Raw genomic sequence first — 17,022 nt, forward strand, 5'->3', positions numbered from 1 at the left:
AACGCGCCCGCCTTCCACAATCTGTGCCCACCTATCAATGGCATTTGGCGAGCACAAGGAAACAAGCGCATGGAAAAGATCTGGCTCAAGAGCTACCCCCCGGGCGTCCCGCATGACGTGAAGCCCGAGCAATACCGCTCTGTGGCCCACCTGCTGGAAGAGTCGTTCCGCAAACACGCATCCAGTCCGTTCTCGGTCTGCATGGACCAGTGGATGACCTATGGCGAGCTGGAGCGCCGCTCGGCCGCGCTGGGGGCCTATCTGCAGAGCCTGGGGCTGGAGCCGGGTGCGCGCGTGGCCATCATGCTGCCCAACATCCCCCAGTTTGGCGTGACCATGGCGGCCGTGCTGCGCGCAGGCTACACCTGCGTGAACGTGAACCCGCTGTACACCGCGCGCGAGCTGGAGCACCAGCTCAAGGACTCGGGCGCCACGGCCATCGTGATCCTGGAGAACTTTGCCCACACGCTGGCTGAGGTCATTGACCACACGGCCGTCAAGCATGTGGTGATGGCCTCCATGGGCGACCTGCTGGGCTTCTGGTTTGGCAAATGGATCACCTTCGCCGTGCGCCACCTCGCCAAGATGGTGCCTGCGTATGACCTGCCGCTGTCCAACGGCCGCAAGGTCGTCACGTTCAAGAAGGCGCTGTCGCTGGGCGAGCACAAGTCGCTCGCGCCCAGCCAGGCCACGCTCGATTCCATCGCCTTCCTGCAGTACACGGGCGGCACCACAGGCCTGTCGAAGGGCGCGGTGCTCACCCACCGCAACATCGTGGCCGCCACGCTGCAGGCCGAGGCGTGGTTCACGCCCGCACTGTCCAAGGTGGGCGACCTCTCCAAGGCCAACTCCATTGCCGCGCTGCCGCTGTACCACATCTTCGCGCTCACGCTGTGCCTGCTGGCCATCCGCCAAGGCTCCAGCCTCACGCTGATCCCGAACCCGCGCGACATTCCGAAGTTCGTGGCCGAACTCAAGAAGCGCCCCTTCCACATGCTGCCTGCGGTGAACACGCTGTTCAACGCGCTGCTGCAAAACCCGCAGTTCAAGACCCTGGATTTTTCGCACCTGTGCGTGTCGCAGGCCGGAGGCATGGCAGCCAGCGAGGGCACGGCCAAGCAGTGGCAGAAAGTGACCGGCAGCACCATGATCGAAGGCTGGGGCATGAGCGAGACCTGCGCCATCGGCACCAACAACCCGGTGATTAGCACCACCTTCAGCGGCAACATCGGCCTGCCCTTGCCGGGCATCGACATCGCCATCAAGGACGACGAAGGCAACAGCCTGCCCCAGGGCGAGTCGGGCGAGATCTGCATCCGCGGCCCCAACGTGATGGTGGGCTACTACAACCAGCCCGAAGAAAACGCCAAGGCCTTCACGCCCGACGGCTTCATGCGCACGGGCGACATCGGCATCATGGACCCGCAGGGCTACACCCGCATCATCGACCGCAAGAAGGACATGATCCTGGTGAGCGGCTTCAATGTGTTCCCCAACGAGCTGGAGCAGGTCATCAGCCTGTGCCCCGGCGTGGTCGAATGCGCGGCCATTGGCGTTCCCGATGAGAAGCAGGGCGAGGCCATCAAGGTGTTCATCATCAAGAACGACCCGGCCCTGACCGAGGACGAGGTGGCCAACTACTGCCACCAGAATCTCACCGGCTACAAGCGCCCCAAGTACATCGAGTTCCGCGACGAGTTGCCCAAGAGCAACGTGGGCAAGATCTTGCGCAGGGAATTGCGCAAGGCTTGACGCTGTTCACAAGGGCAGCGCGCCAAGCGCCGCCCCCTGCCACCTCCCCCAGGGCGCTTCGGCGCCCTTTTTCTTGGCATAAACCCTGCAGGTCGCCCCACTGCACCGGTACTCCAATGTCTGCATCTTCGGGTTTTCACCGACTAGCAAACGTTTGCGCAAACGTTTGCTTTCGTTATCATCCCAATCGCGACAAGGCACCGGGCATCCGTAGCCGCTCCTTTTTGGGGCGCTGCCGGGGATTTCCCTCCACGCTGTCGGTCGCCTTAGGGCGACGCTGAATAAGCCTCCGCGATGCGGCGGGCCCTGGATCGGGATGGGCTGCAAGGCGCAAACCACAGTGATAGCCGTAGCTATCGCGAGGATTTGCAACGCTGCAGACCGTCCTGAGCCAGGGATGTGCCGGGCGCGAGAGGCTTGTTCAGCGTTGCCTTTGTCCACATTCCAACCTGGAGACAACACCCATGCAGTTCACCCGCCGTTCCGTTCAGACCGCCGCCGCCCTCGCCGTTGTGGGCAGCCTGCTGGCCAGCCCTGCGTTTGCGCAGGACAAGCCGAAGATCGCGCTCATCATGAAGTCGCTGGCCAACGAGTTCTTCCGCACCATGGAAGACGGCGCCAAGGCGCACCAGAAGGCCCACGCCAAGGAATACACGCTGGTGGCCAACGGCATCAAGAACGAGACCGACACGGCAGCGCAGATCAAGATGATCGAACAAGCCATGGCGCAGAAGGTCAGCGCCATCGTGCTGGCCCCGGCCGACTCCAAGGCGCTGGTGCCCGTGGTCAAGGCGGCCATCGACAAAGGCATTCTCGTGGTCAACATCGACAACCAGCTCGATGCCGACGCGCTGAAGGAAAAGAGTATCACCGTGCCCTTCGTGGGCCCCGACAACCGCGCAGGCGCCAAGCTGGTGGGCGACCACCTGGCCAAGACGCTGAAGGCCGGTGACAAGGTCGGCATCATCGAAGGCGTGTCCACCACCTTCAATGCGCAGCAGCGCACCCTGGGCTACCAGGACGCCATGAAGGCCGCCAACATCACCGTGGTGGGAGTGCAGTCCGGCAACTGGGAGATCGAAAAGGGCAACACCGTGGCCGCCGGCATGATGCGCGAGCACCCTGACCTGGTCGCCCTGTTGGCTGGCAACGACAGCATGGCCCTGGGCGTCGTGGCCGCCGTGAAGGCCGCAGGCAAGACCGGCAAGGTGCAGGTGGTGGGCTACGACAACATCGGCGCCATCAAGCCCATGTTGGCCGACGGCCGCGTGCTGGCCACCGCCGACCAGTACGCCGCCAAGCAGGCCGTGTTCGGCATCGAACTGGCGCAGAAGGCCCTGGCCGCCAAGACGCCGCAGAACCAGCTGCCCGCCACGGTGAAGACGGACGTGGTGCTGGTGACGAAAGACAGCAAGTAAATCCGAGAGCGGCGAACAAGGCCCTTCTGGCGTTGTTCGCCGCTCAACCGATAAACCCCGCCCTGCAGCCGCCCACTTCAAGCCCCCATGCCCAGTCGCTCGCCCGCTCCTCAGTCCCCGCCCTTGCTCGCCATCCAGGCCGTGGGCAAGGACTACACCGCCACCGTGCTCGATGGCGTGAACGTGGAGCTGTTTGCGGGCGAGGTGCTGGCGTTGACCGGGGAGAACGGCGCGGGCAAGAGCACGCTGTCCAAGATCCTCTGCGGGCTGGAGCAGCCCACGCGCGGTGGCATGGTGCTGGCGGGCCAAACCTACACGCCCACGTCGCGCCGCGATGCCGAGCGCCACGGCGTGCGCATGGTGATGCAGGAGCTGGGCCTGGTGCCCACGCTCACCGTGGCCGAGAATTTGTTGATGGGCCGCTTGCCACACCGCCTGGGCTGGCTGCAGCGCGATGTGCTGCACGCCGCCGCCCGTGCGCAGCTGGCCAAGATCGGGCTCGACAACATCGACCCCGCCACCCCGGTCTCGCAGCTGGGCATCGGCCAGCAGCAGATGGTGGAGATTGCGCGCAACCTGCAGGACGACACGCGCATTCTGGTGCTCGATGAGCCCACGGCCATGCTCACGCCGCGCGAGACCAATTACCTGTTCGAGCAGATCGCGCACCTCACCGCACGCGGCGTGGCCATCATCTACGTGTCGCACCGGCTCGAAGAACTGCGCCGCATTGCCGACCGCGTGGCGGTGCTGCGCGATGGCCGCCTGGTGGACGTGCGCCCCATGGCCGGCATGAGCGAGGACGACCTGGTGCAGCGCATGGTGGGCCGCGTGGTGAGCGACCTGGACCACCGCCCGCGCCGCCCTGTGGGCCCGGTGGTGATGAGCGCTGACAACCTGGGCCGGGGCACCGCCGTGCAGGAAGTGAGCCTGGAGTTGCGTGCGGGCGAGATCTTCGGCATTGCCGGGCTGGTTGGATCGGGCCGCACCGAGCTGGTCCGCCTGCTGTTCGGCGCGGACCGGGCAGACCGCGGCAGCGTGACGCTGCACCCAGAGTATGAACAAAAACAGCCTCTAGCGCTTGATGCGCAAGCGCAACCAGCTATACAAAACATAGCAAACCAGAAACCTGCGGTTTTCCAGGTCGCACCCCGCACGATTCCCCGTGGTTTCGCCTCGCCTCTTCAGGCCATCGCCGCCGGTGTGGGCCTGGTCACCGAAGACCGCAAATCCCAGGGCCTGCTGCTGTCGCAACCCATCCGGATCAACGCCACACTGTCCGACCTGTCGGCCGTGTCGCGCGGCGGCTGGTTGCAGCGCGGGCTCGAAAGCCGCCTGGTGCAGGGTTTTGTGCGCACGCTGGGCATCCGCTGCCGCAGCGCCGAGCAGCCCGTGGGCCAACTGTCGGGCGGCAACCAGCAAAAGGTGGTGTTCGCCCGCTGGCTGCACCGCGAAGGCCGCGTGCTGCTGCTCGACGAACCCACGCGCGGCGTGGACGTGGGCGCCCGCGCCGAGCTGTATGGCGAGCTGGACCGCATGGCCGCAGAAGGCCGCGCGCTGCTGATGGTGTCGTCCGACCTGCGCGAACTCATGGCGATGGCCGACCGCATCGGCGTGATGAGCGCGGGCCGCCTGGTGGCCGTGTTCGAGCGCGGCGAGTGGTCCGAGCAATCGCTGCTGGCAGCCGCGTTCTCCGAGCCCGGCGGACGCACCAGCACCACCCCTTCAACTTCTTCTCCTGTGACCGCATGAACGCCCCCACCGCATCTGCCGCGCCCGCTGCGGCGCCTTCCTCCGCTTCAGTCTGGCGCAGCCAGCTGGGCACCTACCTGGGCCTGCTGGCCGTGCTGGCAGGCATGGTGGCGCTGTTCTCGTCGCTGTCCGAATACTTCTGGAGCGCCGAAACCTTCATCACCATCGCCAACGAGATCCCGGCCCTGGCCGTGATGGCCGTGGGCATGACCTTTGTGCTCATCATCGCGGGCATCGATTTGTCGGTGGGCTCGGTGATGGCGCTGGCCGCCGCCACCTCGGCCGCTGCCATCCTGCAGTGGGGCTGGACGGTGCCCGCCGCCGCCGCGCTGGCACTGGCCACGGGCCTGGTGTGCGGCACCATCACGGGCACCATTTCCGTCGCGTGGCGGCTGCCCTCGTTCATCGTGTCGCTGGGCATGCTCGAAGCCGTGCGCGGCAGCGCCTATGTGGTGACCGACTCGCGCACGCAGTACGTGGGCGATGCGATCTCGTGGCTGTCGGCGCCGTTCTTTGGCGGCATCTCGTTCGCCTTCTTGCTGGCCGTGGTGCTGGTGGTGGTGGCGCAGCTGGTGCTGTCGCGCACGGTGTTCGGCCGCTGCGTGGTGGGCATTGGCACCAATGAAGAAGCCATGCGCCTCGCAGGCGTGGACCCGCGCCCCATCCGCGTCATCGTGTTTGCCATGACCGGCCTGCTGGCGGGCCTGGCGGGCCTGATGCAGTCGGCCCGGCTCGAAGCCGCCGACCCCAACGCCGGCACCGGCATGGAGCTGCAGGTGATTGCGGCCGTGGTGATTGGCGGCACCAGCCTCATGGGCGGGCGCGGCTCGGTGGTCAACACCGCGTTTGGCGTGCTCATCATCGCGGTGCTGGAGGCGGGTCTGGCCCAGGTGGGCGCCAGCGAGCCCAGCAAGCGCATCATCACGGGTTTTGTGATCGTGGCGGCTGTGATCGTGGACACGCTGCGCCAGCGCCGCGCCAAGGTCTGAGAGACTGATTACCGCGACCGTCTGCCCCACCAACAACGACCTCATTCTTCTTTTTGCATGGCTACTATCAAGGACGTTGCGCGCCACGCCGAGGTGTCGGTCACCACGGTGTCGCACGTTGTCAACGGCACGCGCCGCGTGAGCCCCGAGGGGCGCGAGCGCGTCGAGGCCGCCATCCGCGCCCTGGGCTACGTGCCCAGCGCCATTGCGCGCAGCCTCAAGAGCAACAACACGCGCACGCTGGGCATGCTGATCCCCAACAGCTCCAACCCCTACTTTGCCGAGATCGTGCACAGCGTGGAAGACCGCTGCTTTGGCGCAGGCTACAACGTCATCCTGTGCAACACCAACGACGAGGCGCACCGCCAGGGCACCTACCTGCAGGTGCTGGCCGAGCGGCGCATCGACGGACTCATCGTGGTCTCTACCGGGCATGACGCCACGCTGGCCACGCAGCTGGCGGGCCTGTCCATCCCCACCGTGCTGGTGGACCGCGAAATCGACATTGCCGAACAGCAGCCCTGCGACCTGGTGGAAACCGCCCACATGCAGGGCGGCCTGCTGGCCACGCGCCACCTGCTGTCGCTGGGCCACCGCCGCATTGCCTGCATTGGCGGCCCCGACGGCATTGCACCCAGCGAGCAGCGCATTGCCGGCTGGCGCACCGCGCTGGCCGACGCGGGCTGCGGCGAGGGGGGGGGCCTGCTGTGGCATGGCAACTTCACGAGCCAGGGTGGCTACGAAGCCATGCACGCCGTGCTGCGCGCGCCCGAGCCGCCCACCGCCGTCTTCGTGTGTAACGACCTCATGGCCATGGGCGCGCTGTGTGCCGCACACGAGCGCGGCCTGCGCGTGCCCGAGGCACTGTCCATCGTGGGTTTTGACGACATCGAATTGGCCGCCTTCACCAGCCCGCCGCTCACCACCGTGGCCCAGCCTAAGCAGCGCATCGGCGCACTGGCCGTGGACATGCTGCTGGAGCGCATCGACGGCAAGCGCCAGGACGCGCGCAAGGTGATGCTGCAGCCCGAGCTGCGCGTGCGCGCCTCCACGGCCCATGCGCCCGGAGGTGCGGCATGAGCACCACCCACACGCCCCGCATCGCCGTCGTCGGCAGCCTGAACATGGACCTGGTGCTGCAGGTGCAACATGCGCCGGGCCCTGGCGAAACCGTGCTGGCCGACGCCCTGCACCTGGTGCCCGGCGGCAAGGGCGGCAACCAGGCCGTGGCCTGTGCGCGCCAGGGTGCCCGGGTGGCCCTGTTTGGCCGCGTGGGCGACGACGGCTATGGCCACACGCTGCGCACCGGGCTCGACGCCGACGGCATCGACCACAGCGGCGTGCAGACCGACACCGACACCACCACCGGCGTCGCCGCCATCACCGTGGAGGCCACAGGGCAGAACCGCATCGTGGTCGTGCCCGGCGCCAATGGCCGCTTTGTGCTGGACGCCGCCGCGCTGGGCGCTGCGCTGCAAGGCGCAGGCGGTCTGGTGCTGCAGTTTGAAACGCCCCTGCCCCAGGTGCTGGCCGCCGCCGCGATGGCCCATGCCGCTGGCTGCCCCGTGGTGCTGAACCCCTCCCCCATCCAGCCCCTGCCCGAAGCGATGTGGCCGCTGGTGCACACACTGGTGGTGAACGAGGTGGAAGCCGCCGCGCTGGCAGGCCAGAACGTGGACACCCCCGCCGATGCCGCGCAGGCCGCACAAGCCCTGCGCGCCAAGGGCCCCGCACAGGTCGTAGTAACTCTGGGCGCTGCGGGCGCCGTGGCCGCCGATGCGGCAGGCAACCGCTACCACCCCGGCCTGGTCGTGAAAGCCGTGGACACCACGGCCGCTGGTGACACTTTCCTGGGGGCACTGGCCGTGGCGCTGGCACGCGGCGGGCCGCTGGACGCCGCCGTGCGCGAAGGCATCCGAGCATCGGCGCTGTGCGTCACGCAGCCGGGCGCCCAGCCCTCCATCCCCACCCGCGCCGCCGTGGCGCAAAGCCCCCAACCGCCCGCCTGGAGCCCCCTGTGAAACGCACCGCCCTGCTGCACGCCGAACTCTCCCACGCCATCGCCACCCTGGGCCACGGCGACATGCTGGTGATTGGCGACGTGGGACTGCCCATCCCCAATGGCCCGCGCCGCATTGACCTGGCGCTGACGCCGGGCATCCCGGCCGTGGCCGATGTGCTGCGGGTGGTGCTGGAGGAGATGCAGGTCGAGAAAGCCGTGATCGCTAACGAGGCCATGGAGCGCAACGGCGGCCATTTGCCCGCGTGGTGCCACTTGCCGGTGGATCCCCAGGCCGTATCGCACGATGAGTTCAAGCGCCTGACCCAGCAGGCCCGCGTGATGGTGCGCACAGGCGAGTGCACGCCCTATGCCAATGTGATTCTGGTGGCGGGCGTGACGTTCTGACCTCACGACATTGAGCCACTTCAAGGGGGTCGGCAAGCCAGCACGGTAGACCCGAGCTGGAGTTGCAGCAGCGGGAAAAGCGCGGCCCACGTCCCGCAACCATACGTTTCCCCGGTGACTGCAGAGGCACCTTTCCCACACCCGGCTCCTGCGACTTTGCACCAACGCTGGCCGTGGCCTGGGTAGTTCGTCGACGCGGCCCCGAACGCCGGGCCACGGGTCTGGCGTCTGGCGTCTGGCGCTGCATTTGCAACGGGTTGAAACAGACACGTACTTCCATGCTCCCTACGCATAATCAACCAGCAGCGAGAAGGCCCATCCTTGGCGCAGACCCGCTTCAAGTTCATCAGGGAGGAACCACTTGTGAAACCCATGTCGCGACAGCATCGGCCTGCCCTCCCCTGGCTGGCAGGTTTGCTCAGCCTTTCCATCTTTGCCACGTCCTGCGGGGGCGGTAGCGGCAGTGGTCCGGACGCAGGCAACCCAGATACCCCAGTCCCCGAGCCCACACCTGCACTCAGTCTGCTGGCCGGGGCCACCCACCGGTCCGGTTACCTGGATGGCGCCGCCGCCGATGCGCTTTTTTCCGGGATACCAGCACTCTCGCTTTCGCCCACAGGTGATTTGCTGATGGCAGACACAGGCAACCATGCCATCCGGAAATGGGCAACCTCCGGTCCCGTCAGCACCGTCGCGGGCGGCCAAAGTCCGGCCCCTGCACCCTCGGTCACTGTCCACTACGCCGATGGAGTGGGGCCAGCTGCACGTTTTTTCTATCCAACAGCGGTCGCAGCAGACGCGTCAGGCAACACCTACGTGGCGGACACAGCCAACCACCTGGTGCGCAAGATTGACAGCACCGGTGCCGTCACCACCATCGCAGGTAAACCCGGCGTGTGTGGCAATGCCGACGGCCCCTCCCAGGGCTCAACACTCTGCGCTCCTCGCGAAATAAGGCTGGACAGCGCCGGGAATCTCTATGTCGGCCAGGGTAGCTACGCCTACCCAAAGATTCGCCAGATCACCCCTGCGGGCGTCACGAGCACCCTGCCGATGGAGCTGCCGGAGCCGGAGCGCTCCAAGTTCGTCGTAGATGCCTCCGGCACCGTCTACTTCACACACGGGAGTTCCATCAAGAAATCTACCCCCACCGGAGAAGTGACCCATGTCGCTGGCAACCAAGACATTCAGGGTGCTGCCGATGGCGATGCCGTGACGGCCAAGTTCAGCATCCTCCACGATTTGGCACTGGATGCCTCCAACGAGCTTTATGCGCTGGATGGACATGACCCGGTCACCATTCGCCATATCACCAAGAGCGGGGCCGTGTCCACCCTGACCCTCACAGTCCCTGCGGCTTCGGGGGGTAGAAGCCTGGTCGTTGATCGCAGCGGCAACTTCATCGTCAGCCTCGCCAATGTCCAATCCACGTGGATTCAAAAATACCATCGCGATGGCACCCGATCCACCCTTGTCGGGAAGCCCACGGCGGCGAATCCCGAGGCCGTCGCTGCAGACGGTCCGGGCACAGATGCGCGGTTCAAGGCTCCTCAGGCGATGGCTCTGGCGAAGTCAGGAGCGCTGTATGTGGGCGACTACGACGCTGGCAGGGTGCGCATCGTCCGCCCCGACGGCACCACAAGCGCACTCCCGCTCCAATGGCCTGCAGGCTTTGCGAACCCCTCCTGGCGGGCCATGGCGGTAGATGGGCAGGACAACATCTACACGGCCTCCACGGCACCGTTTACTGGCGATCCCAATCTGGTTTTCAGGATCAGCCCCACTGGCCAAGCATCGGTTCTGGCAGATGTGTCCATATGGGTTCCCCCATTCGTCCATGGTGGCAACACCTACAGATATGCTGCCGCCATCAATGGGGTTGCCGCCGACGCTGCAGGCACTGTCTATGCGGCAGGCGTCAATGGCGTCATCCTCAAAATCACCGCCGCAGGCGAGGTCACATTGCTGGCCGGCAGTCCCGGCGCGTTGGGCCACGTGGACGGACAGGGCAGCGCCGCGCGCTTCTCCATCCTGGGGAATATGACCCTTGATCAGACGGGCAACCTGTATGTGGTGGATGGGCTCAATGACGCGTTCACCGGGATTGGCCCCACCATCCGCAAGATCACACCTGCCGGCATGGTCAGCACCGTCGCCGGCAGGGCCGATCTGCCTGCTGGTCTGGTGGATGGGCCGGCCAGCAGCGCGCGCTTTGCGGCAGCCAGTTACAGCAGCTACTCAGCTGGCGGGGTTTACATCGGGCAAGATTTTGGCTCTCTCAATGGAGAAAACGGCGGCACCGCCAGCCTCGCAATGGATGCCAAGGGCAATCTGTACGTCACGGATCCTGTCAACAGCGTGGTTCGCAAGATCTCCACAGAAGGCCAAGTCAGCACGCTGGTCGGTCGTGCCGGGCAGCGAGGCTTTCTGGGAGGGGATCTTCCGGGCATCATTCACACGCCTATCGGCATTGCCGTGCGGGATTCCAAGCTGTTCTTCAGCACCCGCAACGCGGTGGTGCAAGTGACCTTGCCACAGTAGCCACGTGCAGCCAGATGCCGCTGTCCCGCCGAGCGGCATCGATGGCGCGGGCATGCGGGTTTTGGAGGACTGCGGGCACGCCAGACCTGCAGTACGCTGGGCAGCAGACTGCGGCGCAGCGTTTGTATTGATACCCGCCGCAAAGCCTTCACTCTCGCCTTCATGCCCACTACTGCGCCACACAACCTGCTCCCCCCTGAAATCACCGTCCTGGAACGCGGCTGGCTCTCGGCCAACAACATCCTCTTCGTCGGCCACCACGACACGGCCATCGTGGACACCGGCTACTGCAGCCATGCCGAACAGACTGTGGACCTGGTGCGCGACGCGCTGCAGGGCCGCGCGCTGGACCGTGTGCTCAACACCCATCTGCACAGCGATCACTGCGGCGGCAATGCCGCGCTACAAAAGGCCTGGCCCGGCGTGCTCACGGCCATTCCACCCGGCCAGGCCGACCATGTGCGCCAGTGGGATGCCTATGCGCTCAGCTACACACCGACGGGCCAGGAATGTCCGCCCTTTCGGGCCGACACGCTGCTCATGCCCGACTCCTGCGTGCTGCTCGGCGACAAGCCCTGGCAGGTGCATGCCGCGCCGGGCCACGATCCGCATTCGGTGGTGTTGTTCGAGCCCCAGGGCCGTGTGCTGATCTCGGCCGATGCGCTGTGGGAAAACGGCTTTGGCGTGGTGTTTCCCGAGTTGGAAGGCGAAGACGCGTTCGCCCAGGTGGCCGCAACGCTGGATGTGATCGAGCAGCTATCGCCCCAGGTCGTGATCCCCGGCCACGGGCCGGTGTTTGTCGATGCGTCGCGCGCCATTGACGGCGCACGCCGCCGCCTGGACGGTTTTGTGCGCAACCCGGGCAAACATGCGCTCTATGCGGCCAAGGTGCTGCTCAAGTACAAGCTGTTGGAATGGCAGCAGATCAGTCTCCAGAACCTGGCTGCCTGGGCGCAGGCCACGCCCTACTTCGGCATGCTCCGCGAGCGCCACTTTGCCGATCAGGCCGAGGTTGAATGGCTTGGCAGCCTGAGCGACGAACTGGTGCGGTCCGGTGCGGCCACCCGCCAAGGCGACATGCTGCACAACGCATAGATACGACGTCCGCCCGGACCTTGGCATCCCGGCTGACCCCAGCAATGCACCTCAGTCAGTGCCGCCACGGCACGCCCTTGACAGAGCCGCTGCAGGCGTCCCTCTTGGGGGACGGCACACAGCGCCTCGGCACGGCTTCAATGCTTGTGCTGCTTGTCGCACCCCGTCACATGGTTGTTGCTGCTGGACATGCACTGGTAGAACGCCTTCTTGTTGCCCGATGCGCCCTGGCAGTCCGATAGGCTGTATTTGCCCTTGGCTTCACGGATCTTGGGTGCCGCCTTGTCAAAGTCCGCCTGGGCCATGTAACCGTCGCGCACGTTCTTCTGGCCCACTTCCAGCATGAGGTCGGCTTGGTAGTGGATGTTGTCCACTGCGGTGGCGCAGTTGAGCGGCACTTGCTTGCCGTCCACCGTGCCCAGGGCCTTCTTCAGCCCCTCGCCAAATTCCTGAACGTCTTTCGGAATCTTCTTGGTGCCGTCGGGGTTGAACTGGGTGGCACCCGCCGACTTGCCAGCAGAAGAGGCACTGCCCTTGCTGCCTACCCCACCGCTGCCACTGGTGCCGTTGTTGTTCTGCAGCTTCATCGGCTCAGCATCCTGTGAGGTAGGCGGCGGCTGCGATCCGTAATGGGTTTTGCCGTCGGCATCGACCCACTTGTACACCGGCTGCGCCTGCGCTGCTGCGCCCAAAGCCATCGCCAGGGCGACCATGGCCACCCAACCCAGTTTTCTCATGGCTTACCCCTCCAAATATTGGCAAAAATAGGCCCTAGCGCTTATCCGATAAGCGCCAGCAGCTCTTCTATTTATAGCAACCACCGACCCATCAAGGCAAATCCTTGTTCACCTCTGGCAACGCCGCATCGCGCGGGCCGATCGTGCCCAGGCGGCTCTTGAGCGACTGAGGCTGGCCGGTGAGCATGGCTGCGTAGTTGGTGGTGTTGGACAGCACTTTCTTCACATAGTCACGCGTCTCGGCAAACGGCACGTTCTCGGCCCAGATGGCGGCGTCCAGCACCGGGCCGTTGCGCCAGCTGCGCGGGCGGCCGGGGCCTGCGTTGTAGGCGGCCGCGGCCATGGGCATGGAACCCGCAAAGTCGTCCAGCGCGAGCTTGAGGTAGGCCGTGCCGATGGTGATGTTGGTGTCGCGGTCGTTGATCTGATCGGCCGTGAAACCGTTCAGACCGATCTTCTTGGCCGTCCAGCGCGCGGTGGCGGGCATCACCTGCATGAGGCCCGAGGCGCCCACGTGCGAGCGCGCATCCATGATGAAGCGGCTTTCCTGGCGGATCAGGCCGTACACGTAGGCCGGGTCCAGGCCGATGCCATTGGCACGCTCCACCACCGCGCTGCGGAAGGGGGTGGGGAAGCGCTGCGTAACGTCCACCACGCTCTTGGTGCGCTCGCTGGTGTTGATGCAGCGGTCCCACACCTCGCGCTGGCAGGCGAAGTCGGCGGCGGCCAGCAGTTCGCGGTCGGGCATGCCGCCGCTTTGGTGCAGGTTTGTGGTGTAGTTCCACTCGCGCACGCCTTCGCTGCGCAGGCCCAGCAGGATGGCGTACAGGGCGCGATTGAGCCCCGGGTTGGCGCGAGCGGCGGCCTTTTCTTCGGCGGTGAGGGGCGCGGGCGCGGGCGGCGTGGTGATGCGCTGGCCCAGCTCTTCGAGCGCCAGCTGCTCATAGAAGCCGCGCGTTCCGGCAATGCCTTCGAGCAGTTGCCGTGCTTCGGCGCGTTCGGCATCGCTCACGCGGCCCGCCAGCAGCGAGCGCGCCTTCCAGTACACCCAGGTGCTGTCCTGGCGGCCTTCAGGGCCCATGGCGTCCACCGCCTTGCCCACGGCCTTCCACTGGCCAGCGCGCAGGGCGGCACGCACCTTCCAGCCCAGCAGGTCGTCGTTGAGGTCGCTGTCCTTGGTCACATTGGCAAAGTAGCCATGGGCGTTGCTGGCCAGCTTCTGCGCGGCGGTCTTGCCAATCACGCCCCAGGCCCAGTTGCGCTCTTCGGCAGAGAGGTGCACGCCCCATTTGTTCTCCAGCTGGTAGGCCGCGCTGTCCGGGTCGCTGGTGGCCAGCTTCAACAGGGCGAGCAGCACCAGTTCCTGCCGGGCCTTGCCAGCGGCAGTGGCGCGCGAGAGCAGGTACTTGCTGGGCGCATCGAGCACATCCTTGAGTTGCGGCAGCGATTCCGGCGAGACGATTTCGACCGCCGTGCGCACCACGCGGGGCCGGTTGGCCTCCACGCCCAGGCGGGCCTTGCGCCACACATCCAGGGCCGAGAGCTTCTTGTAGCCGTACAGCTCGCGTGCGGCGTGGGTGCAGCCATCGTCGGCGTCGCGGATCGCATACCAGTTGCTGCGCACGTCCTCGGCCACGGTGGCTGGTGCCGTACCCTTGATCTGGTCGATCAGGAGCGCGTAGCAGCGCACTTCGCGGTCGTCCGACATGCGGTAGCTCGGGTGCTGCTCGGCAAACTGGCTCCAGTCGCGGCGCTGGCCCAGCAGCAGCAGCCAGTCGTTGCGCAGGCGGTCTTCCTGGTAGGTGCCGGCGTAGCGCTGCATGAAGGACTGGATCTCCTGTGGCGAGGCCTCGCCAAGACGCACGCGCAGCTCCCAGTAGGCAGCCCAGGGCTCCAGCGCATGGCCGCGTGCCGCAGGCAGCAGCTGCGCGAGCTTGTTGCGGTCGCCCTTGCGGAACGCCTGCTGCATCTCCAGCAGGGTATCGTCACCACGGTTTTGCGCCATGACAAGGGGCGCGGTAGCAGCCAGCAGGGTGGCGGCCACAAGGGGTGTCAGAATCGCTCTGAGAAATTGCATGGGGGAATTATCTGATGGACAAAGCAGCCCTTCGGCGCGCATTGATAGAAGAACGCCTCAACCTGCCGGACCGCCTACAGCGGGCCGACCTGTTACAGCAGGTGATGCGCATCTGGCTGGTGAACCGGCCCGATACGGTGATTGGTGCCTACTGGCCCATCAAGGGCGAGTTCGACCCCCTGCCCGCCCTGCACCGCTGGAAGGAAGACGGCGAGTTGCTGGACGAGCCCCTGCGCCGCCGCATTGGCCTGCCGGTGGTCAACAAGCAGCACAAGACCCTCACCTTCCACGCCTGGTACCCCGGCTGCCCCATGGAAGAAGACGCCTATGGCATCCCCAAGCCCAAGGACACTGAGGTCATCGTGCCCACGCTGCTGTTTGTTCCGTGCGTGGGCTACGCGCCGGGTGGCTACCGGCTGGGCTATGGCGGCGGATTTTACGACCGCACGCTGGCCACGCTGCAACCCAAGCCGTTCACCGTGGGCTTGGGCTTCACCCATGGCTACCTGGATGATTTCGAGCCCGAGGAGTTCGACCTGCCGCTCGATGCCATCCTGAACGACAACGGGGTGGTCTGGCCTGTCTGACCGGCCAGACCGGCTCCTCGGGGCCCGGTGATGCGCGCTGCGCATCATTCAGGCCTTTTTTCGCATCGCTGGCGCATCGCGCAGCCGCTAGCATGGCGGGCTGACCTTCATTTTTCAGGTGCCCCCATGCTCAAGCTCTACATCGGCAACAAGAACTACTCCTCATGGTCCATGCGCCCCTGGGTACTGCTCAAGCAGGCGGGCATTGCGTTTGAAGAAGTGCGCGTGCGCTTCGACAGCTTTGACGCCGATTCGGAGTTCAAGCGTGTGATGAGCCCCGTGAGTCCCACGGGCAAGGTGCCTGCACTGGTCGATGGCGATCTGGTCGTCTGGGACACCCTGGCGATTGCCGAATACGTGGCCGAAACCCACCCCGACAAGAAGCTCTGGCCCGCGGACGCCAAGGCCCGCGCACGCGCACGCAGCGTCTGCGCGGAGATGCACAGCGGCTTCACCGCCCTGCGCAGCAACTGCCCCATGAACATTGAGGCGAATCTGGCCGATGCCGGCGCGCTGATCTGGCGCGACAAAGCCGGCGTGCGCACCGACGTCCAGCGACTGGTGGAGATGTGGAGTGCACTGCTGCAGGAGCACGGCGGCCCCCTGCTGTTTGGCGAGTTCACCGTGGCCGACGCCTACTTTGCCCCCGTGTGCATGCGCCTGCACTCTTATGCCCTGCCCGTACCCACCCCCATCAAGGCCTATGTAGACCTCGTGCGCGCACTGCCCGGCGTGAAAGCCTGGATCGACGAAGCCCTGGCCGAGAAGGACTTTCTGGACTTCGAAGAGCCGTACCGCCTGCGCCATACCGAGGGTTGAGCATCGCCATGGCTGTCACCATCTACCTGCGCTACGTGCTCAACACCAGCAAGCTCAAGGAGTTCGAGCACTACGGCAGGCTGTGGATTCCACTGGTCGAGAAGTTCGGCGGCCAGCACCACGGCTACTTCATGCCCAGCGAGGGCGCCAACAACATCGCGCTGGCGCTGTTCACGTTTGAGAGCCTCGCGGCCTACGAGGTGTACCGCCAGCAGTCGATGCAGGACGCGGAGTGCCAGGCAGCGTTCCGCTACGCCGAGGAGACGGGGTGCATCGCGAGCTACGAGCGGAGTTTTTTCAGGCCGGTGTTCAACTAAGACTTCAGGTCGGGTCAGTAGGAAGCCCAGCGCGAGGACTCTGTCTATTCGCGCACGATCAGCTTGCCTTCATCGTCATATTCGTTAGCCCAGCCAATGTGAATCGCCATCTGGCCCAATCCCACCAGCGCGACAATGGCTGCGATCGCGAATAGAAATGCGCGGCCATCGTAGACAGCTTCGTATGGATAGAGGATCCGCTCCTTGTCGGCGATCTGGAACACGCGCGCACCATCGTGCCAAACAGTGAGTTGCGCTTGACGCGCCTCCATCCTGACCAATTGTTCGATAGGGCACCTGCCCGACTTTCCCCTCTTGCAGGAAACCTCCGAGCCCGAGGCAGTCTGAAAGACGGCCTCCTGAACCACTGGCCCCGGGTGCTTCACCCTAACTGTCGCGCTCTCTGCCGTAAGCGTTTCAAATGGAGGAGCGTACGGCCAAAGAGCGGCTCCCATCAGCAAAGCCGACAAGGCAAAGGTGAAAACCGTCACACGTTTTTTCATAGCTCGCACTCCTTTCATTGCACGTCCA

Annotated in this window: 15 protein-coding genes; 12 read left to right on the forward strand and 3 right to left on the reverse strand. The window is 65.5% G+C overall.

The features are described 5' to 3' along the window. Window positions 1–69 precede the first annotated feature (69 nt). The 9 genes from ACQ4MJ_RS17860 to ACQ4MJ_RS17900 all read left to right on the forward strand — a co-directional run bounded on the left by ACQ4MJ_RS17860 (window position 70) and on the right by ACQ4MJ_RS17900 (window position 11,954). Window positions 70–1,752, forward strand: coding sequence for an AMP-binding protein (locus ACQ4MJ_RS17860; RefSeq protein ID WP_099731323.1), 1,683 nt, complete (start codon window positions 70–72; stop codon window positions 1,750–1,752). Between the two features lie 464 nt (window positions 1,753–2,216). Further along, window positions 2,217–3,170, forward strand: coding sequence for a sugar ABC transporter substrate-binding protein (locus ACQ4MJ_RS17865; protein ID WP_431151784.1), 954 nt, complete (start codon window positions 2,217–2,219; stop codon window positions 3,168–3,170). Between the two features lie 87 nt (window positions 3,171–3,257). Continuing rightward, window positions 3,258–4,922, forward strand: a complete 1,665-nt coding sequence (locus tag ACQ4MJ_RS17870) for a sugar ABC transporter ATP-binding protein (protein WP_431151783.1) — start codon at window positions 3,258–3,260, stop codon at window positions 4,920–4,922. Then, complete coding sequence (locus ACQ4MJ_RS17875; protein WP_228897436.1) at window positions 4,919–5,911, forward strand: ABC transporter permease; 993 nt, start codon at window positions 4,919–4,921, stop codon at window positions 5,909–5,911. The genes ACQ4MJ_RS17870 and ACQ4MJ_RS17875 overlap by 4 nt, the downstream gene beginning before the upstream one ends. Window positions 5,912–5,968: 57 nt before the next feature. Next, window positions 5,969–6,991, forward strand: coding sequence for a LacI family DNA-binding transcriptional regulator (locus tag ACQ4MJ_RS17880; RefSeq protein WP_431151782.1), 1,023 nt, complete (start codon window positions 5,969–5,971; stop codon window positions 6,989–6,991). Further along, a complete protein-coding gene (gene rbsK / locus ACQ4MJ_RS17885; RefSeq protein WP_431151781.1) occupies window positions 6,988–7,932 on the forward strand; it encodes a ribokinase in 945 nt (314 codons plus the stop codon). Before ACQ4MJ_RS17880 ends, rbsK begins: the two co-directional genes overlap by 4 nt. Beyond that, window positions 7,929–8,318, forward strand: a complete 390-nt coding sequence (gene rbsD, locus ACQ4MJ_RS17890) for a D-ribose pyranase (protein ID WP_431151780.1) — start codon at window positions 7,929–7,931, stop codon at window positions 8,316–8,318. Before rbsK ends, rbsD begins: the two co-directional genes overlap by 4 nt. A gap of 321 nt (window positions 8,319–8,639) precedes the next feature. Beyond that, complete coding sequence (locus ACQ4MJ_RS17895) at window positions 8,640–10,859, forward strand: hypothetical protein (RefSeq protein WP_431151779.1); 2,220 nt, start codon at window positions 8,640–8,642, stop codon at window positions 10,857–10,859. A gap of 162 nt (window positions 10,860–11,021) precedes the next feature. After that, a complete protein-coding gene (locus tag ACQ4MJ_RS17900; protein ID WP_431151778.1) occupies window positions 11,022–11,954 on the forward strand; it encodes an MBL fold metallo-hydrolase in 933 nt (310 codons plus the stop codon). A 137-nt stretch (window positions 11,955–12,091) separates the two neighbouring features. On the opposite strand, the gene ACQ4MJ_RS17905 is transcribed toward ACQ4MJ_RS17900, so the two are convergent. Continuing rightward, window positions 12,092–12,691 carry a DUF4124 domain-containing protein gene (locus tag ACQ4MJ_RS17905; RefSeq protein ID WP_431151777.1) on the reverse strand — a complete coding sequence of 200 codons (600 nt, stop codon included), beginning with the start codon at window positions 12,689–12,691 and terminating at the stop codon, window positions 12,092–12,094. A gap of 91 nt (window positions 12,692–12,782) precedes the next feature. Beyond that, window positions 12,783–14,768 carry a transglycosylase SLT domain-containing protein gene (locus ACQ4MJ_RS17910; RefSeq protein ID WP_431151776.1) on the reverse strand — a complete coding sequence of 662 codons (1,986 nt, stop codon included), beginning with the start codon at window positions 14,766–14,768 and terminating at the stop codon, window positions 12,783–12,785. Between the two features lie 14 nt (window positions 14,769–14,782). Between ACQ4MJ_RS17910 and ACQ4MJ_RS17915 the strand changes: the two genes are divergently transcribed. From ACQ4MJ_RS17915 to ACQ4MJ_RS17925, 3 genes are all read left to right on the forward strand, one after another. Continuing rightward, window positions 14,783–15,355, forward strand: coding sequence for a 5-formyltetrahydrofolate cyclo-ligase (locus ACQ4MJ_RS17915; protein WP_121422201.1), 573 nt, complete (start codon window positions 14,783–14,785; stop codon window positions 15,353–15,355). A 126-nt stretch (window positions 15,356–15,481) separates the two neighbouring features. After that, on the forward strand, window positions 15,482–16,174 hold the full coding sequence (locus ACQ4MJ_RS17920; RefSeq protein WP_431151775.1) for a glutathione S-transferase family protein: 693 nt from the start codon (window positions 15,482–15,484) through the stop codon (window positions 16,172–16,174). An 8-nt stretch (window positions 16,175–16,182) separates the two neighbouring features. Further along, entirely contained in the window at window positions 16,183–16,491 is a 309-nt protein-coding gene (locus ACQ4MJ_RS17925; RefSeq protein ID WP_228897442.1) for an NIPSNAP family protein, read from the forward strand. A 44-nt stretch (window positions 16,492–16,535) separates the two neighbouring features. On the opposite strand, the gene ACQ4MJ_RS17930 is transcribed toward ACQ4MJ_RS17925, so the two are convergent. Continuing rightward, complete coding sequence (locus tag ACQ4MJ_RS17930; protein WP_228897443.1) at window positions 16,536–16,994, reverse strand: hypothetical protein; 459 nt, start codon at window positions 16,992–16,994, stop codon at window positions 16,536–16,538. Window positions 16,995–17,022 lie beyond the last annotated feature (28 nt).

The sequence above is a fragment of the Acidovorax facilis genome, from assembly GCF_050626955.1.
Lineage (GTDB): Bacteria > Pseudomonadota > Gammaproteobacteria > Burkholderiales > Burkholderiaceae_C > Acidovorax > Acidovorax facilis.